Annotated in this window: 19 protein-coding genes; 12 read left to right on the forward strand and 7 right to left on the reverse strand. The window is 68.5% G+C overall.

The annotated features are described in order from the left end of the window. The first annotated feature begins 2 nt into the window (after positions 1–2). From AC2YG9_RS09625 to AC2YG9_RS09665, 9 genes are read left to right on the forward strand one after another with little or no spacing between them, the layout of a single operon-like run. Positions 3–2,315, forward strand: coding sequence for a chemotaxis protein CheA (locus AC2YG9_RS09625; RefSeq protein WP_487297742.1), 2,313 nt, complete (start codon positions 3–5; stop codon positions 2,313–2,315). A gap of 5 nt (positions 2,316–2,320) precedes the next feature. Beyond that, positions 2,321–2,785: a chemotaxis protein CheW gene (locus AC2YG9_RS09630; RefSeq protein ID WP_487297743.1), complete on the forward strand. Its 465-nt coding sequence runs from the start codon at positions 2,321–2,323 to the stop codon at positions 2,783–2,785. A 5-nt stretch (positions 2,786–2,790) separates the two neighbouring features. Beyond that, positions 2,791–3,660 (forward strand): CheR family methyltransferase, encoded by an 870-nt coding sequence (locus AC2YG9_RS09635; protein ID WP_487297744.1) that lies wholly within the window; start codon positions 2,791–2,793, stop codon positions 3,658–3,660. Beyond that, the gene (locus AC2YG9_RS09640; RefSeq protein ID WP_487297745.1) at positions 3,657–4,700 is read left to right on the forward strand and encodes a protein-glutamate methylesterase/protein-glutamine glutaminase; all 1,044 of its coding nucleotides are present in this window, start codon (positions 3,657–3,659) and stop codon (positions 4,698–4,700) included. Before AC2YG9_RS09635 ends, AC2YG9_RS09640 begins: the two co-directional genes overlap by 4 nt. Positions 4,701–4,706: 6 nt before the next feature. Continuing rightward, positions 4,707–5,099, forward strand: a complete 393-nt coding sequence (locus AC2YG9_RS09645) for a response regulator (protein WP_487297746.1) — start codon at positions 4,707–4,709, stop codon at positions 5,097–5,099. Continuing rightward, positions 5,096–5,674: a chemotaxis protein CheD gene (locus AC2YG9_RS09650; RefSeq protein ID WP_487297747.1), complete on the forward strand. Its 579-nt coding sequence runs from the start codon at positions 5,096–5,098 to the stop codon at positions 5,672–5,674. The genes AC2YG9_RS09645 and AC2YG9_RS09650 overlap by 4 nt, the downstream gene beginning before the upstream one ends. Further along, positions 5,674–6,063, forward strand: coding sequence for a hypothetical protein (locus tag AC2YG9_RS09655; RefSeq protein ID WP_487297748.1), 390 nt, complete (start codon positions 5,674–5,676; stop codon positions 6,061–6,063). Before AC2YG9_RS09650 ends, AC2YG9_RS09655 begins: the two co-directional genes overlap by 1 nt. A gap of 3 nt (positions 6,064–6,066) precedes the next feature. Further along, complete coding sequence (locus AC2YG9_RS09660; RefSeq protein ID WP_487297749.1) at positions 6,067–6,675, forward strand: response regulator; 609 nt, start codon at positions 6,067–6,069, stop codon at positions 6,673–6,675. Beyond that, complete coding sequence (locus tag AC2YG9_RS09665; RefSeq protein ID WP_487297750.1) at positions 6,672–7,127, forward strand: hypothetical protein; 456 nt, start codon at positions 6,672–6,674, stop codon at positions 7,125–7,127. The genes AC2YG9_RS09660 and AC2YG9_RS09665 overlap by 4 nt, the downstream gene beginning before the upstream one ends. On the opposite strand, the gene AC2YG9_RS09670 is transcribed toward AC2YG9_RS09665, so the two are convergent. Continuing rightward, positions 7,113–7,478 (reverse strand): hypothetical protein, encoded by a 366-nt coding sequence (locus AC2YG9_RS09670; RefSeq protein ID WP_487297751.1) that lies wholly within the window; start codon positions 7,476–7,478, stop codon positions 7,113–7,115. The genes AC2YG9_RS09665 and AC2YG9_RS09670 overlap by 15 nt on opposite strands. A 274-nt stretch (positions 7,479–7,752) precedes the next feature. Here AC2YG9_RS09670 and AC2YG9_RS09675 point away from each other — a divergent pair, with 274 nt between their 5' ends. Both AC2YG9_RS09675 and AC2YG9_RS09680 read left to right on the forward strand, forming a co-directional pair. Further along, positions 7,753–8,319 carry a MarR family winged helix-turn-helix transcriptional regulator gene (locus AC2YG9_RS09675; RefSeq protein WP_487297752.1) on the forward strand — a complete coding sequence of 189 codons (567 nt, stop codon included), beginning with the start codon at positions 7,753–7,755 and terminating at the stop codon, positions 8,317–8,319. Further along, the gene (locus tag AC2YG9_RS09680; RefSeq protein ID WP_487297753.1) at positions 8,316–8,834 is read left to right on the forward strand and encodes a MarR family winged helix-turn-helix transcriptional regulator; all 519 of its coding nucleotides are present in this window, start codon (positions 8,316–8,318) and stop codon (positions 8,832–8,834) included. The genes AC2YG9_RS09675 and AC2YG9_RS09680 overlap by 4 nt, the downstream gene beginning before the upstream one ends. Before the next feature lie 4 nt (positions 8,835–8,838). Here AC2YG9_RS09680 and AC2YG9_RS09685 read toward each other — a convergent pair whose 3' ends face one another. After that, positions 8,839–10,758, reverse strand: a complete 1,920-nt coding sequence (locus tag AC2YG9_RS09685) for a methyl-accepting chemotaxis protein (protein ID WP_487297754.1) — start codon at positions 10,756–10,758, stop codon at positions 8,839–8,841. 320 nt (positions 10,759–11,078) lie between these two features. On the opposite strand from AC2YG9_RS09685, the gene AC2YG9_RS09690 reads away from it, so the two are divergent. Further along, positions 11,079–12,263 carry a carbohydrate porin gene (locus AC2YG9_RS09690; RefSeq protein ID WP_487297755.1) on the forward strand — a complete coding sequence of 395 codons (1,185 nt, stop codon included), beginning with the start codon at positions 11,079–11,081 and terminating at the stop codon, positions 12,261–12,263. On the opposite strand, the gene AC2YG9_RS09695 is transcribed toward AC2YG9_RS09690, so the two are convergent. The 5 genes from AC2YG9_RS09695 to AC2YG9_RS09715 all read right to left on the reverse strand — a co-directional run bounded on the left by AC2YG9_RS09695 (position 12,244) and on the right by AC2YG9_RS09715 (position 18,623). Beyond that, positions 12,244–13,065: a phytanoyl-CoA dioxygenase family protein gene (locus AC2YG9_RS09695; protein WP_487297756.1), complete on the reverse strand. Its 822-nt coding sequence runs from the start codon at positions 13,063–13,065 to the stop codon at positions 12,244–12,246. The genes AC2YG9_RS09690 and AC2YG9_RS09695 overlap by 20 nt on opposite strands. A gap of 242 nt (positions 13,066–13,307) precedes the next feature. Beyond that, positions 13,308–13,931, reverse strand: a complete 624-nt coding sequence (locus AC2YG9_RS09700; RefSeq protein ID WP_487297989.1) for a TetR/AcrR family transcriptional regulator — start codon at positions 13,929–13,931, stop codon at positions 13,308–13,310. A 92-nt stretch (positions 13,932–14,023) separates the two neighbouring features. Next, on the reverse strand, positions 14,024–15,616 hold the full coding sequence (locus tag AC2YG9_RS09705; RefSeq protein ID WP_487297757.1) for a long-chain-fatty-acid--CoA ligase: 1,593 nt from the start codon (positions 15,614–15,616) through the stop codon (positions 14,024–14,026). Then, complete coding sequence (locus tag AC2YG9_RS09710; protein ID WP_487297990.1) at positions 15,613–17,238, reverse strand: carboxylesterase/lipase family protein; 1,626 nt, start codon at positions 17,236–17,238, stop codon at positions 15,613–15,615. The genes AC2YG9_RS09705 and AC2YG9_RS09710 overlap by 4 nt, the downstream gene beginning before the upstream one ends. Positions 17,239–17,381: 143 nt before the next feature. After that, the gene (locus tag AC2YG9_RS09715) at positions 17,382–18,623 is read right to left on the reverse strand and encodes a spinster family MFS transporter (protein ID WP_487297758.1); all 1,242 of its coding nucleotides are present in this window, start codon (positions 18,621–18,623) and stop codon (positions 17,382–17,384) included. Positions 18,624–18,634 lie beyond the last annotated feature (11 nt).

Consider the following 18,634-nt stretch of genomic DNA (forward strand, 5'->3'; position numbering starts at 1 on the left):
CCATGGCTGAAGATCCGATGGAGGCCATCCGGGCCACCTTCTTCATCGAATGCGATGAGCTGCTGGCGCAGCTGGAAGAAGGCCTGCTCGCCATGGAGCAAGGCGCGGCCGACTCCGAGACCATCAACTCGGTGTTCCGGGCCGTGCACTCGGTCAAGGGCGGCGCCGGCGCCTTCGGCCTCGACCCGCTGGTGCGCTTCAGCCACGTGTTTGAGACCCTGCTGGACCAGATCCGCTCAGGGAAGGTCGAGTCTTCCGAGACCATCGTCGCCGCCCTGCTGCGGGCCGCCGACATGCTGGCCGACCACGTCACGGCCGCCCGGGGCGGCACGGTGGCCGACGAGGCCCGCTCCGAGCAGATCGGGGCCGCCCTGATGGCCCTGACCGTCGGTGGCGGCGGCGGGGAATTCGAGCCGGAACCGGCCGAGATCGAAGGCCTTAGCTTCAAGCCGCTGACCATTTCCCTGGACGGCCCGGCTGACTTCGCGCCGATCGCCTTCGAGCCGCAGCCCTTCCCGCTGTCGCTGGACGACGCGGCTCCGGCCGGTGAGGCCGAATGGGTCGTCAACTTCCGCCCGCACAACGCCCTCTACGCCAAGGCCAACGACGCCGCCCTGGTGCTGCGTGAACTGACCGGCCTCTGCACGGCGGAGATGGGTCAGGCCATCGTCGCCCTTGACGACAGGGACCTGCCGGGGCTCGACGAGATGGAGCCGCGCCAGACCTACCTGGCCTGGACCATCCGCCTGCCCGGCGCGGTGGCCGAAGACGACATCCGCGAAGCCTTCGCCTTCGTGGATGAGGACTGCGATCTCAACATCGTCCGCGAAGGAACCGAGGCGCCGTCCTTCGAGACGCCCTCATGGGGTGACGTGGCCATGGCCGATGAACCGCAAGACCCGCAATTCGACATCTCGGCGCTGATCCAGCCGCCGATCGAGGAAGACACCTCTTCCCAGGACCTGCTCGGGAGTTTGCTGGCGCAGGTTCAGGAGGCGCCGGTGGCAGAGCCCCACTCCCCGCCGGCAAGCCCCGTGGCGGTGGCTGACGCTGCCCCAAAACCCGAGGCCGCCGCCACGGGCGCCCCACAGGCGGTCATTCCGCAAACCATCCGCGTTGACCTTGATCGCGTCGACCGGCTGATCAACCTGGTCGGCGAGATGGTCATCAACCAGGCCATGCTGGCCCAGCGGGTGATGGAATCCGGGGCCGGCAAGGCCGCCGACGTCAACCTGGCCCTGACCGAACTGGAGCTGCTGACCCGCGGCATCCAGGACAGCGTCATGGCCATCCGCGCCCAGCCGGTGAAGTCGGTGTTCCAGCGCATGCCGCGCCTGGTCCGCGAAGTCGCCGAAGCCACCGGCAAGCGCGTCCGCCTGGTCACCGAGGGCGAAGGCACCGAGGTCGACAAGACCGTGGTCGAGCGCCTCAGCGACCCGATCACCCACATGATCCGCAACGCCATCGACCATGGGCTGGAAACGCCGGCCGAGCGTGAAGCCAACGGCAAGTCCAGCGAGGGCGTCGTGCGCCTGACCGCCGCGCACCGCTCGGGCCGGATCGTCATCGAGGTCGCCGACGACGGCAAGGGCGTCGACCGCGCCCGGGTGAAAGCCAAGGCGATCGAGAACGGCCTGATCGCCGCCGACGCCCAGCTGTCGGACGAGGAGATCGACAACCTGATCTTCGCCCCGGGCTTCTCGACCGCCGCCGCCGTCTCCGACATCTCCGGCCGCGGCGTCGGCATGGATGTGGTCAAGCGCTCGGTCCAGGCCCTCGGCGGCCGCATCTCGATCACCTCGATCCCCGGCCAGGGCTCGCGCTTCAGCCTCAGCCTGCCGCTGACCCTGGCGGTGCTGGACGGCATGGTGGTGACGGTAGGCGAGCAGACCCTGGTCGCGCCCCTGACCGCCATCATCGAAAGCCTGCGCCCTCGCCCCGGCGAGGTCCGCAAGCTGGGCCCGACCCAGCGGGTGCTGCAGATCCGCGACGAGTATGTGCCGCTGATCGACACCGGCGCCGCGCTCGGCTTCGGCGTTTCGCCGCTCGATCCCTGCGAGGGCGTCGCCCTGCTGGTCGAGAGCGAGGTCGGCCGCGTGGCCCTGATGGTCGATTTCATCCAGGGCCAGCGGCAGGTCGTGATCAAGAGCCTCGAGACCAATTACCAGTCCACGGACGGCGTCGCCGCCGCCACCATTCTGGGCGACGGCCGTGTCGCCCTGATCCTCGACATCGACGGCCTGGTCGCCACGCATCGCCGCGGCAGCCCCAAGGCCGATGTCCCAACCCCCACTCCGATGGCCCTCGCAGGATGACCCCGATGACCGAAGCCGCCGCCAGCGCCCGTGAGGGCAGTGAACTGATTTCCTTCCGCATTGGCGAGCAGGAGTTCTGTGTAGACATCATGGCCGTGCGCGAAATCCGCGGCTGGACGCCGGCCACGCCGGTGCCCCACAGCCAGCGCTTCGTCCGCGGGGTGATCAACCTGCGCGGCGCGGTCCTGCCCGTCGTCGATCTGGCCGACCGGCTGGGCATCGGCGTCGCCGAGGAAAGCGCCCGCCACGTGATCATCGTGGTCCAGATCAAGAGCCGCATCGTCGGCCTGCTGGTCGATGCAGTCTGCGACATCCTCTCGACCGCCGAGCACAAGGTGCAGCGCACGCCGGACCTGGCGGGCGACGCCATGCAGAACTTCGTCCGGGGCCTGATCGCCCTGGAAGGCCGGATGATCAGCCTGCTCGACCTCGATCTGATCCTCGATCAGACGACGGCGGAGGCCGCCTGATCTCCATGGCTGCTCTGGACGCTCCTTCCGCGCAAAGCGGTGGTCGGGAATTCGCCTTCACGGGCGAGGATTTCCGCACCATCGCCGCCGTGCTGCATGGTGACGCGGGCATCTACCTGCCCGACACCAAGGCCACCCTGGTCTACTCCAGGCTGGCCAAGCGGCTGCGCATCCTGGGCCTCTCGAGCTTCCGTGAGTACTGCGCCCTGATCCAGGGCAAGGACGGGCTGGATGAGCGCCAGAGCATGCTGGCCGCCCTGACCACCAACGTCACCCGCTTCTTCCGCGAGCCGCACCACTTCGAGGACCTGCGCCACAAGGTGTTGCCGGCCCTGGCGGCCAAGGCGCGCAGCGGAGGCCGGGTGCGCCTGTGGTCGGCCGGCTGTTCGACCGGGCCCGAGCCCTATTCGATGGCCCTGACGCTGCTCAATGTCCTGCCCGACGCGGCGCGCCATGACGTCAAGATCCTGGCCACCGACATCGACCCCAACGTCGTGGCCACCGCCCGCGCCGGCGTCTACAGCCGCGAGGCGCTGGAGTCGGTGCCGAGCAGCGACCGCAAGCACCTGGTGCGCGCCCCCGACGCCGGCGCCGACATGTGGCGGCTGTCGGACGAGGTCCAGGACCTGATCGCCTTCCGCGAGCTGAACCTCATCCGCCCCTGGCCGATGAGCGGCAAGTTCGACGTCATCTTCTGCCGCAACGTGGTCATCTACTTCGACGACGCCACCCAGGAGCAGGTCTGGAAGAAGTTCATCGACGTGATGAACCCCGACGCCCGGCTCTACATCGGGCACTCCGAGCGCGTCAGCGGCGACGGCGGCCGGCTGGTCAGTGACGGCCTCACCGCCTACCGGCTGGGGAACGCTCGATGAGCCGCGTCTCCGTCCTGGTCGTCGACGACAGCGCCACCATGCGCAGCCTGATCTGCGCCGTGCTGCGCCGCGATCCGGAGATCGAGGTCATCGGCCAGGCCGGCGATCCGCTGGAGGCCCGCGAGGCCATCAAGCGGCTGAACCCCGACGTCATCACCCTGGACGTCGAGATGCCGAACATGAGCGGCATCGAGTTCCTGGAAAAGATCATGCGCCTGCGCCCGACGCCGGTGATCATGATCTCGACCCTGACCCAGGCCGGCGCCGACATCACCATCGAGGCCTTGGCTCTGGGCGCCGTTGACTGCGTCGGCAAGCCCGGCCCCGGCATGAACGCCGCAGACGCCTTCGGGACCCTGACCGACAAGGTCAAGGCCGCCGCGCGCTCGCGCCTGCGCCCGCTGGGCGATGCGGTCCCGGTCCAGGCCGCCGTGCCGGCGTCGAGCTTCAAGCCCAACGGTTCGGTCGTGGCCATCGGCTCCTCGACCGGCGGGGTCGAGGCCCTGCTGTCGGTCATCCCGACGCTGCCGGCCAACGGTCCGCCGACGGTGATCACCCAGCACATGCCCGGGACCTTCACCAAGAGCTTCGCCAAGCGCCTCGACAGCGCCTCGGCCGCCCATGTCACCGAAGCCGAGGACGGCGCGGTGCTGGAGCCGGGCCGCGTCTTCCTGGCGCCCGGCGGCGATCGCCACCTGACGGTGGTGCGCTCGGGCGGGGTCCTGCGGTGCCGCCTGACGGAAGGCGAGCCGGTCAGCGGACACTGTCCGTCCGTGGACGTTCTGTTCAGCTCGGTGGCCACGGCCGTCGGCAAGAAGGCCGTTGGGGCCATCCTCACCGGGATGGGCCGCGACGGCGCGAAAGGTCTGCTCAGCATGCGCGAGGCGGGGGCGCGCACGCTGGGTCAGGACGAGGCGACCTGTGTTGTCTACGGCATGCCCAGGGCGGCCTTCGAACTTGGCGCGGTCGAGCGCCAATCCTCCATTTCCCGCATGGGCGCGCACATTCTCGCGGCCTGCGGCCAGATCTCCGAAGGTTAGAGCAAAATGCCCGCCTCTTCCGCCATCTCCGTGCTCGTCGTCGATGATCAGATGACCATCCGCTCGCTTGTGCGCTCGGGTCTGCAGCAGCTGGGCTTCAAGGATATCCGCGAGGCCGCCGACGGCGAGGCCGCCCTGCGCGAGCTCCTCGCCAAGCCGGCCCACCTGATCATCAGCGACTACAACATGCCCAAGCTTGATGGCCTGGGCCTGCTGCGGGCCGTGCGGGCACACCCGCCCTTCCGAACGACCGCCTTCATCATGCTGACCGGCCGCGCCGACACCGATCTGGTGCAGCGGGCCGTGCAGTTCGGGGTCAACAACTACCTGGTCAAGCCCTTCACCGTTCAGGTCCTGAAGGAGAAGATCGAAGCCGTGTTTGGCGCGCTGACCGCATGACGACAAGCCTGTCCCAAGCTGTCGCCGAAGCGCGTGGCCGCACCCTGCACATCGGTCAGGGTGAGCATCAGGTCTCGTCCGATGCCGGGGTGGCGATCACCACCATCCTCGGCTCCTGCATCGCCGCCTGCATCCGCGATCCGGTCGCCGGCGTCGGCGGCATGAACCACTTCCTGCTGCCCGAAGGCGACGCCGCCGCCGACAGCGACGCCGGCCGCCGCTATGGCGTCAACGCCATGGAACGGCTGATCAACAGCCTGCTGGTCGCCGGCGCCCGCCGCGAGCGCCTGGAGGCCAAGCTGTTCGGCGGGGCCAGCATGTTCGACCGGCTGCGGAACATCGGGGCCGACAACGCCGCCTTCGCCCACCGCTTCCTGGGGGCCGAAGGCATTGCCGTGGTCGGCGGCGACACCGGCGGGGACAAGGCTCGCCGCATCCGCTACTGGCCGACCACCGGCCAGGCCCAGCAGAAGCTGCTGAGCGACAACGAACCCGTGGTCTTCGTGCGCGAACGCACCCTGGCCGTCGCCCCGCCCGTGGCGGCTGTCTCTTCCGGCGATCTGGAGCTGTTTTGATGAGCCAAGCCGCCGTTCAGGTCGCCGCTGTTCCCGACGCCTCCGCCGCCCCCCATCGGCTGAGCTGCGTGCTGGACGGCGTCGCCTACGAGCTGGACCGGCTGCAGGCCCAGGCACTCCGCCTGCAGGAGGTCTGCAACGGCCCCGATCCGGACCCGGCCATGGTCCAGGAACTGCAGGCGCTCGACCTGATGACCCAGAGCCTGCAGGCCCTGGCCCAGTTCGTCTGGGGACTGATCGACCAGCTCCCCGACGACATCGGCCTGGACCTCAATGGCCTTCTGGGCGGTGTCACGCTGCACGACCTCGCCGGCCGTCTGTCCGCCGCCGCCCGTGGCGACTCCCTGATCTTCGAGGACCCGCAGTCGGGCGACTTCGACCTGTTCTGACCGATGACGACCCTTCCTCCCCTGTCATCGAGCACCAAGGTTGACCTCTCCCGCAGCCGCGCCCTGCTGCTGGACGACAACCGGGCGCATCTGGACATGCTGGGCGGGGTCCTGAACGGCTTTGACCTGCGCAAGCAGAACAAGTGCGAGTGGGTCGAGGCGGCCAAGGACGCCCTCTATGGCGCCCAGTTCGATCTGGTGATGGTCGAGGCGGCGATGTCTAAGGAAGACGGATTCGGCTTCATCCGCTGGCTGCGCCGCGCCGGACCGGAAAACAACCGCACCGTTCCCGTCCTCGTGGTCACCGGCGCCACCCACGCCAACGAAGTGGCCATGGCCCGCGACTGCGGCGCCAACTTCGTGGTCGCCAAGCCCGTGACCCCGATGATCCTTCTGCAGCGGATCATCTGGCTGGGCCGCGATTCGCGGATGTTTGTCGAAGCGGAAAGCTATGTGGGTCCAGATAGGCGGTTCAAAGCCTTTGGGCCGCCGCTGGGCATGAAGGGACGCCGCAGGGGCGACCTGAACGCCGCAATCGGACTGGCCTCGGAGCCCAACATGTCTCAGGACGCGATCGATATGCTGATCAAGCCTTCGCGGGTGGTGCTGTGAGCGCCGTCCGCATGTTCAAGGCCCACAACCCGCTGGCCGCCGCGGTCAATACGGACACCGGCCTGCGCGTCGATACGGTGCTGAAGAGCGCCGACGACCAGCTCCAGCGCATGCAGAGTCCCATGCGCGAGTCCCTGAAGGGCTGGGTCGGCGAGATCGCCGCCCTGGCCGCCGCCCCGGCCCCTGATCGGGACCGACTGGCCTGGCTGGCCAATGGCGTGCTGGGCGTCGCCGGAGCCTGCGGCCTCGAGGCCCTGGCCCGCTGCGGCGGGCTGTTCGGCCGGGCCATCGAATGCATGGGCGAGGAGGGCTGGCGGGTCGATGCGGCCCGTCTCTACGCCGCCTCGATGGTCAGATTGCTGGACGGGGCCTCAAGGGCCGAGGAAGCGGCCGTTCTGGCCTCGCTCGAGGCCATGACAACCCGCCTGCGGGAAGCCTCAGCCGCAGGCTGAGGCTTTGCGGCTGAACGCCGACAGTTCGGAAACGCGCGGCAGCTTGGCCGCCTGCTCGACGAGCAGGCGCTCGATTTCGCGCACGGCGTCGGCCACCTCGTTCGGCGGGGCGACGATCGACTGACGGGTCTCGGTCAGAATGGCGGCGATGGCCGCGCTGGCGTTCACTTCCTCGACCCGCACGATGGCGGCTTCGTCGGCGAGGCTGCGGTCGATGGCGTGGCGCGCCTCGGCTGACATCGAAGCCAGGGCCTGCAGAGTGGCGCGCCCAAAGGCCAGGGCGCAACCGACGTCGATGTCCAGGGCGTCGAGACGGGCGCGCAGGTCGTCATTGGTCGTGATGGTCAGCAAGACGGTATCCCCGAGGTTCTGACGCTGGTTCGGAGAGGAGCCCTGCGTCATCGGCCCGTCCCTACGCAAACTTGAGCATCGAGGTACCGGTGGAATGTGCGTGAGTCAAGGAAAATGTGCATTTACATATATCGGCGTTACCGAATTTCGGTCATGCAAATATCGCAACATCCGTTAATCATCAGCGACGATTATTCGTAGCCCGGACTGCTGTAAATGATTGCCATTCAGGTCGGAACCTGATGCACTCCCTTATGGCCAGGACCAGACAGTCATGAGCGGGCGCCCGAAGCCCCTGGGACCGGCGGATGAAGGCCCGCTGGACGCCCCCCTGGACGAACGCCTGGCCCCTGGCCAGCTGTTCTTCCTGCTGCATCATCTGGTCCGCCAGCGTGAGTCGGCGCTGGGCGATGTCCTGGCCCCGGTGGGTCTGAGCCTGCTGCAGTGGCAGGTGATGTCGACGCTGAACCGGCTGGAGCGGGCGACGATGGGCGATGTCGCCGCCTTCTGCGCCGCCGACCGCACCACCCTGACCCGAACCGTCGACAAGATGGTCGAGGCCGACCTCATCCAGCGCGAACGCGACCGCACCGACCGCCGTCAGGTGCATCTGGTGCTGACCTCCGCCGGCCGCGACCGTTTCCTGCAGGGCCTGGACGCCGTCGAGCCGTTCAACCGGCGGGTCTCGCGGGTGATCCGGCCCGAGGAGCTGTCGGTCCTGAAAGGCATGATCCGGCGGGTGCTGGACGACGTGCTGGACGATCCCGACTGGGTTGAGGATCTGATGGCCTTCCGCCGCATGAAGAGCCCCCCCAAACCCGACATGGCGAAGCCGGCGTGAGCGAGACGCCGCGATCCGGCAGCGACTTCCTGGCCGAAACGCCGGAGCGGCTGTTCTACCTGATCTATCAGGTGCATCGCCGCCGCGAGGTGCGCATCGAACAGGCGCTGAAGGCCATTGGCCTGCCGATGGGCGTGTGGCGCTCGCTGCTGGCCGTGCAGCGGATGGAGCCCTGCACGATGAACGAACTGGCGAAATACACGACGCTGGAGCGCTCCAGCCTGACCCGGACCCTGGACCAGATGGAAGACCAGGGGATGGTGACGCGCTCTACTCCGCCGCACGACCGCCGCCAGGTGCTGGTCGCCCTGACGCCGGACGGGCGGGCGGCCTATGAGCGGGGCTTCGCCGCAATCCGGGACTGGAACCGCGACGCCCTGAACCGCCTGCCGGAGGGCCGGATGGAGGCCCTGCTGGAGATGCTGGGCGAGGTGCTGGTCTCGACGATGGACGACGAGGCGCTGGCCCGCGACATCATCGGCTTCGCCTACAACGGCCCCGTCGCCGGGGCCTAGACGCCTAGAACTCTTCCCACTCGTCGACCTTGGGCGCCGCGCCGCCACGGCCCGTGGGCTTCATGGCGGTGTAGGTGCGGACCGGGGCCTGGGCGGCCGGCGTGGCCGGCGCGCTGTGGGCCGCAGGCGCTGCCCGGCGGCTCTGGTCGCCGACCTGGAAGCGGCCGATCAGGGTGGCCAGACCTTCGGCCTGCTGGGCCAGGGCGTGGCTGGCGGCGGTGGTCTCCTCGACCATGGCGGCGTTCTGCTGGGTCACCTGGTCCATCTGGTTGACGGCGGTGTTGACCTCCGCCAGGGCCGTGGATTGCTCGTTGGCCGAGGCGGCGATCTCCGAGACCAGGACGTTGACGCCACCGACCTTGTCGATGATGCGCAGCAGGGTCTCGCCGGTCTGGCCGACCAGGGAGACGCCGCGGCCGACATGCTCGCCGCTGGCCGAGATCAGCTGCTTGATTTCGCGCGCCGCGTCGGCCGAGCGGCCGGCCAGGGCCCGCACTTCCTGGGCGACGACCGCGAAGCCGCGGCCGGACTCGCCGGCCCGCGCCGCTTCGACGCCGGCGTTGAGGGCCAGCAGGTTGGTCTGGAAGGCGATCTCGTCGATGACGCCGATGATCTGGCCGATCTGGCGCGAGCTTTCCTCGATGGCGCTCATCGCGGCGGTGGCGTCGCGGACAATGGCGCCGCTCTGTTCGGCTTCGGCCGTGGCGGACTCGGCGGCCTGGCGGGCCTGGATGGCCCCCTCGGCGGCGCGGCGGACGGTGGCGGTCACCTCGTCCAGGGCGGCGGCGGTTTCCTCGAGGCTGGCGGCTTGCTGCTCGGTGCGGCGCGACAGGTCGTCGGAGGCCTGGGAGATTTCATCCGTACCCGTATGGATGCCATCGGCCGACTCGCGGACGGTGCGCATGGTCGCCTGCAGGCGGTCGACGGCGGCGTTGAAGTCGCTGCGCAGGCGCTCGTAGTCGGCGGTGAAGGGCTGGTTGATGCGGAAGGTCAGGTCGCCCTCGGCCAGGCTGGACAGCCCTTGGGCCAGGGACTCGACGACGTCCTTCTGGGTCTGTTCGGCGGCGGCGCGGCGCTTTTCGTTCTCGCGGCGCTCTTCCTCGATCTTCTCGCGCTCGTCGGCGGCTTCCAGCTCGGCCTGGCGGTCGATGACGGCCTGGCGGAAGGAGAACAGGGCCTTGGCCATGGCGCCAAGCTCGTCCTTGCGGCCCGAGTGCGGCGGCTCGACCGACATGTCGCCCTTCGACAGGCGGGTCAGGGCGACGGTGATGTCGCTGAGCGGCCCCACCAGGGCCTTGCGGGCCACAACGATCAGCAGGCCGGCGAACACGACGCCGAAGCCCAGCATGACCAGCATCAGGATCTGGGCCAGACCCGCTTCGGCGGTGGCCTTTTCGGCCTCGGCCCTGGCGGCGGTTTCGATCTTCTCGGAGGCCTCCTCCATCTTGCCTTCAAGGACCTGGAACTGGGCCATGAAGTCAGGGGTGGCGTCGGCGCCGGCCTCGAGGCTCTGCTCGGCGGCGGCGACCGTGCTCTCGGCCGAAGCGATGTAGCTGGCCAGCGGAGCTTCGAGCGCCCCCAGGGCCGCCTTGGCGGCGGGGTCGGTGGCCAGGGTCTTGTTGCGGGCGACGGCCTCGCGGAAGGCGGTGGTGTGTTCCTTCACGTCAGCCTTGACCTCGTCGAAGCTGACGCCCGTCGTCGGATCGGCGGCGCGCAGGGCCGACAGCACATCGGCGCGCAAGGCGTCGTGCATCATGTCCGAATAGAGGTGGTTGCGCAGGACCGAAGAGGACCGCGTGGCGTTGTCGAGGTTGCCGCTGAGGTTGATCGCGGCCCACAGGCCCGCGCCCGCGGTCACGCCCGCCAGCGCCAGAACGGCGATGCCGGCCACCATGACCTTGCCGTTGATCGACGAGAAATTCATTGCAGTCTCCCACCCCCGGGTCCGGGATGGTTTATGAAGTATCCAGAGAACCTTGCCGTACGATTAACTTTGAGAATCGCCCTCTCCATGGACGGGACAAAGCCCTACGACGCGCCCACAGCGCCTTTTCTCCGACCCGGGAAGTATATTCTTATAGAGTGCGTTCGCTTGGCCAGACTCTTCGGCCCGACCCAAAACCGGTATTGCGTTATGCTTGAGTTCTCACAGACTGTTCCTGAGTTCTCACGGAAATTCTCAAAATTAACCGGGATTTAGACAGTCTCGTCAATTCTGACTCTCGAACACGTCGGGAGGACGGAATGTTTTCTTTGAAGTCCGCGCAGAACCGCGCGGCCCTGATCTTCGCCGCGGCTGCCTTCGCCGCCTCGACACCTGCCTTTGCTCAAGAGGAAGAGTCCGGCGCCTGGAGCGTCGAGGCGGCCTATACGGCGGACGCCATCGGCCCGGTGGCCGGCGGCATCCAGCGCAAGGGCGAGTTGCTCGACAACCTCGACATCATCGCCGACCTCGACCTGGGCAAGGCCATGGGCTGGGACGGCGCCGTCCTGCACGGCTATGTGCTGTCCAACCAGGGCGGCATCCCCAACGACAACGCCGGCACGCTGCAGGGCGTCGACAACATCGAGGTCGGCCGTCAGGGCGTCCGCCTCTATGAACTGTGGCTGCAGGCGCCGCTGGGCGAGAAGACCACGGTGCTGGCCGGGCTGTACGACCTCAACAGCGAGTTCTACGCCAACGACAGCGCCGGCCTGCTGATCAATCCCTCCTTCGGCATCGGCTCGGAGCTGGCGGCGACGGGTCCCAATGGTCCGTCGATCTTCCCTTCCACGGCCCTGGCCGTGCGGCTGAACCATGAGTGGGACGGCGGCTATGTGCGAGGCGCCGTGCTCAACGCCCACGCCGGCGTGCCGGGCGACCCCGGCGGCGTCCATACGGAGTTCGACTCCGGCGCTCTGGCCATCGCCGAGGTCGGCATCACGGGCAACATCCGCCTGTCGGTCGGCGTCTGGCGCTACACCGACGAGCAGGACGACATCCGCGATGTGACCCTGGCCGGCGATCCGGTCAAACGCACCGCCCAGGGCCTCTATGTCACCGGCGAGCGGGTGCTGGCCGGCGACGAGAACGGGACCCAGGTCACCGGCTTCTTCCGGGCCGGCGTCTCCGACGGCGACACCAGCCCCTTCAAGGGCGGCTGGCAGGCCGGGGTGCTGGTCGAGCGGGTGGTCAAGGACCGTCCCGACAGCGCCTTCTCGGTGGGGGTCCAGCAAGGTTATCTGTCCTCAAAGATGCAGGCCAACATGGCCGGCGGCGGCCTGGACGCCTCGGACGCCGAGACCGGCTTCGAGATCACCTATTCGGACCGCATCCACGACCGGGTGACCCTGCAGCCCGACCTGCAGATCATCCTCGATCCGGGCGGCGAGTCCGGAGCTGACCCGGCGATCGTGCTCGGCCTGCGGGTTACGGTCGAGCTTTTCTAGCCGCCGCATCCGCCTCGCGGTCCCACATGACCTTGTATGGAGCCCCGTCCAGCAGCCGCTGGGCGGGGCTCTGCTTTTCGATCTGGCCGATCAGGCCGCGGTAGACGCCGTAGCCGACCAGTTCCTGCAGGCGCGGCTCGAAGGTCTTCACAAGATCGACCGGCAGGCCCAGCTGCTGGTTCTCCTGCTGGCGGATGTAGCCGGCGCAGTAGTTCATGGCGATGCCGGTGCGGCGGCCACGGCTGCGGTTGGCCCCGCCGCCGTGCCACAGGGCGCCATCCCAGATCAGCACCGAGCCGGCCTTCATGACGGCGGGAATCGTCTCGTAGTCGCCGCCGTACTCGGGATTGCCCAGCCGGTGGCTGCCGGGGACCAGGCGGGTGGCGCCGTTCTCGTCGGTGAAGTCGGTCAGGGCCCACATCGAATTGCAGACTACGGCCGGGTGCGGCTTGGGGATGGGGATGATCTGGTCGTCGGCATGGATCGGCTGGGCGATCTGGCCGGGGTCGATTGCGATCGAGGCCAGGGACGAGATCAGGCACTCGGGGCCGAGCACGGCGTCGATCAGCGGCAGGACGGCGGGATGGACCGGCACCTTGGCGAACACCTCGCCGAGCGCCAGCAGATTGTAGATGCGGACGGTGTTGTCGCCCTCGAAGGGGTTCATCGCCGGCTTGGCGCCGAGGTCACGTTCGAGCCGCTCTACGGTTTCCAGCAGTTCGGCGATGAGGTCAGGCGCGATGGCGTCCTCGACGATGGTGTAGCCGTCGGTCTTCAGCCGCTGGACATGCTGGTCGAACATCAAACCACCCCGGAAGGCTCTTGCGGCCTCTGAAGCGAGTATAGCAGGAAATCGGCGACGGGCGAAAATTATTCTCGTTTAAAATCAACCATCTAAGACCACCTTGAGGACCACCTGAAGCCGTCTGGAGGACCGCCCCGGCGCCTATCGGAGGACCAACCGGGATCCACCTAGAACGGCCCTGGCATGCGGCCGCGGCGCGAGGGTCGCTCGCGGACCTGATAATTCCGCCTGGGTAAAATTCAGAGGGCCGGGCGCGACTTGCAGATGGCGTGGAAGCCGGCGGCCATGAAGGTGGCGATGCGCAGCTTGATGGCCTCGAAGTCCTCGGAGCTGCAGAGGCCGCCGGACAGGCGGTCGATCCGGCCGGTGCGGGCCAGGGTCAGCATCAGGGCGCCGGTAACGAAGTGGTAGCCCCAGAAGATGTCCTCGCGGCTGCAGTCGGGCATGGCCTTTTCGAGCAGCTCGACCAGCCGCAGGACGACGCGGTCGAAATGCTCGTCCATCAGCATCGAGCCTTCGGGCGTGTTGGAGACCAGCGCCCCCAGGGCCCCGTAGTTGCGCCAGCCCTCGCCGCCCTGGATGTAGAGATCGAGGTCGGTGTCGAGGAAGGCGTGCAGGGCGCCCTCGACGGTCGGCTTGCCGCCGGTGGCCGCGTCATAGTCGTTCAGCGCCTTCATCCGGCGCTCGATGGTCACCCCGGCGCGGCGGGCGAACACCGCGTCGAACAGCTTCTTCTTGTCCTCGAAATAGTAGTTGAGCAGCGTGTGGTGCACGCCGACGGCCTTGGCGACGTCCTTCAGGGTGACGCCGTGCAGGCCGTTCTTGGAGAACAGCAGCTCGGCGGCGTCGAGGATCTGCTCCATGGACTCGGCGCGCTGTTCGGCCTTGGTGGAGCGACGCGGCGATGTCTGGGCTTGGGGCACGCGGTACTCTTTCAGGACTGACCCGGCGAGCGTCAAGGCGCCGCCCGGCCGTATTCGCTGCGCAACCGGATTTTGTCGATCTTGCCCGTCGCCGCCAAGGGCATGCTGGGCAGGCGGACAATGCCGTCCGGGATCCACCAGGGGGCCACCTTGCCCTTCAACGGGGCGAGAAGCGCCTCATCCGACACCTCGCCGGCGCCGCGCAACTCCACCAGCAGCAGCGGCCGCTCGCCCCATTTGGCGTCGGCGCGGCCGATCACCGCAGCCAGCGAAACCTGCGGCAGGGCGCTGACGACGGTTTCGATCTCGACCGGGTTGATCCATTCGCCGCCGGACTTGATCAGGTCCTTGGCGCGGCCCGTGATCACCAGGTTTCCCTCGTCGTCGATGCGGGCCAGATCCCCGGTATCGAACCAGCCGTCGGCGTCGAGCGCGGTGGTGGTCTCGCCGAAGTAGCGCTCGACCACAGCCGCCCCGCGGACCCGCAGGCTGCCCTCGGTGTTGCGCTGTTCGGGCAGCGGCCGGCCTTCCGGATCGGTGATCAGGAGGTCGACGCCCAGCGTCGGCTTGCCGGAATTGCCGGCGGGCCGCACCGGGTCGCTGATCGGAGTGACGGTGCCGGACGGCGACAGCTCGGTCATGCCCCAGGTGGTCTGGACCTTGACGCCGAGTCGGCTCTCCAGCCGCTCCATCAGGGCGGCGGGCATGGGGGCGCCGCCGACAACGATGCGCTTGAGGGTCGGGACCTCGGTTTTAGTGGCTTCCAGATGCTCAAGCAGGCCGAGCCAGACGGTGGGCACGCCGACGGCGGTGGTCACCCCCTCGGCGCGGATCAGATGGCTAAGGCTCTCGCCGTCATTGTGGCGGCCGGGCAGGACCAGCCTGGCCCCGGCGGCGGGCGCGGCGAAGGGCAGGCCCCAGGCGTTGGCGTGGAACATCGGCACCACGGCCAGCACGCTGTCGGCGCAGGACACGGCCATGGCGTCGACCTGCAGCAGCCGCTGGGCGTGCAGGAAGCTGGACCGATGGGTGAAGGTCACGCCCTTGGGGGCGCCGGTGGTGCCCGAGGTGAAGCAGAGGCCGCAGGGGCTGGTTTCGGCGAACTGGCCCCAAGCCGGGCGGTCCTGGCAGGCTTCGAGCAGGGGTTCGAGCTGCTGGACGGCCGGGCGGCCCGCAGCGCTCTCCTGCGCCTGGCCGTCGATGACCAGCAGGCGTTCGACGCCGCCTGCTTGCTCGGCGATCTGGCGGGCCAGTGGCAGGAGGTCGGCGCTGACCACGATGATCCGGGCGCCGGAGCGGCCCAGCATCCAGGCGATCTGGTCGGGGTGCAGGCGCGGGTTCAGGGTGTGGCAGACCGCGCCCATGCCCATGATGGCGTACCAGGCCTCCATGTGGCGCTGGCTGTTCCAGGCCAGGGTGGCGACGCGATCCCCCTGCCCTGCCCCCAGGTTCCGCAGGACACCGGAGACGCGGCGGCTGCGGTCGGCCAGATCGGCATAGGTGACGCGGTCGCGCAGGCCGCCTTCACGGGCGGTGACGACCTCGGCGCGGGGATGCCACTTCTCGGCGTGCGTCAGAACCTTGTCGAGGGTCAGCGCATAGGACTGCATGGCTCCGTCAATCATTGGCGTTGAGCACCAGGCATTTCTTGGGCTTTCAGGGGCAGCGGCGGCGACAGCAGGCCGTGGTTCCAGTTCCAGGGGATGGTCCCGACGGCGCGGCGGCGCAGGATGACGTCCTCATGCAGGGCGTACATGCCCGGCATCAGGCCGGCCCTGGGCCTGGGCTGGTCTTCATAGGCTATGTAGTTGCGCGCCGAGCCGTAGGCGTTCCAGCCCTGGCCGGGGTCGCCGGTCCGGATGAAGCTGACCCACTGGCCGGCCAGGGCGTTGCCGAAGGCGGCCTCTTCCGGCGTCCCGGGCATCTTCGGCCAGGCGGTCGGAAAGCGGTCTGAGGCGCCGAAGAAGTAGGGAATCTCGGCGGCGTGGAAGGCGTGCAGGCCGCGGCTGTCGGCGTCAGGGTAGCCGTGGTCGAACAGGTAGAGGTAAGCGGGTTGGCCGGCGGCGGTCTGTTTGGCCGCGACCCGCTCGGCGGTCCAGCCGTAGATGGTGTCGCGGACGTAGGCGTAGATGCTCTCCTGCATGTCGCTGGAGGGGTAGAGCTTCAGGAAGGCCTCGGCGTGGGGGCCGTAGCGTTCGCGGATGGTCGCCTCGTAGACGGCCGCGCTGGCCGGCGGCTTGGGGGCAAGGAAGCGCAGGGAGCGGATTTCACCGCTGTTGAAGCCGACAAGGACGGGGACGGGCGCCTGTTCGCCGGCGTCGAAGACGTCGACCAGCTGTTTGGGCAGCACCTTGCCGTCGATGTTGCCGAACGGGGGATAGCCGGCCAGAACCGCCTTCCAGGTCAGGTCGGTGGGGTCCATGGCGCGCAGGCGCACGAGGCCTTTGACGCCGATCTTCGATTCCAGGTTGGTCCCGATGGTTTCGGCCGCCAGTTCGCCGTGGCGGGCCTCCTTCAGGGAGGGGGTCGAGATCATGTAGGCGCTCTGGATGATCGCCTTGTGGAACAGGCCCCGGGCCTTGGGCGCGGTCATCAGATAGAGGATCGAGAGGCCGCCCGCCGACTCCCCGGCGACGGTGACGTTGTCCGGATCGCCCCCGAAGGCGGCGATGTTGCGCCGGACCCATTCGAGGGCGGCGATCTGGTCGAGCAGGCCGTAGTTGCCGGATACGCCGTCGGGGGATTCCGCCGACAGGTCGGGGTGGGCGAGGTAGCCGAGGACGCCCAGGCGGTAGTTGATCGAGACGACCATGACGCCGCGTCTGGCCAGCAGGGCGCCGTCGTACAGGCCCGAGCGGGCGCCGCCGCTGACCAGGGAGCCGCCGTGGATCCAGACGACGACGGGGGCCTTGGCGGCGTTCTCTTGCGAGGCGCCTTGGGGTTTCCAGATGTTGAGGGAGAGGCAGTCCTCGCTGAAGGCCTTGAGATCCTCGGAATAGATGCTGCCCGGCAGGGCCGGCGGCTGGATGCAGGCGGGGCCAAAGGCGGTGGCGTCGCGGATGCCAGGCCAGGTCGGGGCGGGGGTCGGGGGTTTCCAGCGGTTCTGGCCGGTGGGGGGACCGGCGAAGGGCAGGTTCCGGAAGCTGTCGATGCCGTCGGCGGTGACGCCGCGGACGGCGCCGGCGGGGGCGGTGATGACGGGGCCGGTGGCGGCGTGGGCTGGGCGGATGGCGACGAGCGCCAGCACAATCCCCAACAGAACAAATCCTGTCATCCCGGCCGCAGCGAAGCGGAGAGCCGGGACCCAGGAGCCACCGGCACGACTGGCCGCCCCTGGGTCCCGGGTCGCCCTGCGGGCGCCCGGGATGACAGACCTGATTGTGGAGGCAGTCATTCGACCGCTCCCTTGGCTGCCGCCTCTTCCCGCCCAAGCGCGCGGCCGAGGAACAGGTAGAGGATCACCGCCAGGAGGTAGAAGGGCGCCAGGGTGTAGAGGGCCAGCTGCAGGGAGTGGTCGGGGGAGATGGCCTTGAACCAGTCGCTGGCCGCGCCGAGGTAGGTCGGACCAAGCCCGAGGCCGACCAGGTTCATGACCAGCAGCAGCAGGGCGCCGGAGAGGACGCGCTGGTGCGGTTTGACCTCTTCCTGGACCAGCGCCACCGAGGGCGACAGGTAGAAGTAGTTGAGGAACATCGGGACGATCAGGAACAGCAGCGACAGCTGCCAGGTCGGGGCCCAGACGAAGCCGATGTAGAAAGGGACTGCCAGGGTGAGGGAAACCGCAGGCAGCCAAGCGTAGGCCCGCTTGGTCTTCGGGACGAGCCAGTCGGCGAGGCGGCCGGCCGCGAAGATGCCGCCGCCGCCGGCGATGCCGATGACGAGGGCGTACCAGAGGGCGACCTGCTGCAGCGTCATGCCCTTTTCCCGCATCAGGAACAGGGTGGCGAAGTTGAGCAGGGCATAGGTGACGAACTGGGTCGCGCCGCCGGCCATGGCGGTCAGCCGCAGGACCGGGCGCGAGAAGAACATGGCGCAGGTGGTCAGGAAGGATTCCCGGGGCTGGGCGGTCGTTTCCGGTGCAGTCTGGTCGAGGCCGCCGCGCTTGGGTTCCTTGACCGCGAAGAAGACCATGACCGCCGTGGCCACGCCGACCGCGCCGACGGCCACGAAGGCGCTGCGCCAGTCATAGGCGGCGGCGATGGAGGCCCCGAAGGCGACGCCTAGCATCTGGCCGATGGCCGGCCCGACATTGAACAGGCCAAGCGCCGTGCCCCGCGTGCCGGGGCCGAAATAGTCGCTGATGATGGCGTAAGACGGCGGCACCCCTCCGGCCTCCCCCACCCCGACGGCCATGCGGGCGACGACCAGCTGGGGATAGTTGGACGCCACCCCGCAGGCGACGGTGGCGGCGCTCCACAGGCCGCAGGCGACGGCGACCAGCTTGACCCGGTTGGTGCGGTCGGCCAGCCAGCCGACCGGGATCGAGATGGTGCAGTAGAAGATCGCGAAATACAGGCCGGTGATCAGGCCGATCTGGCCGTCGGAGATCTGCAACTCGTCCTGGATCGGCTTGGCCAGGATCGACAGCAGCTGCCGGTCCAGGAAGTTGAGCACATAGACGAAGCACAGCACGCCAAGGGTGA

Source organism: Caulobacter sp. SRI_014 (genome assembly GCF_057586315.1).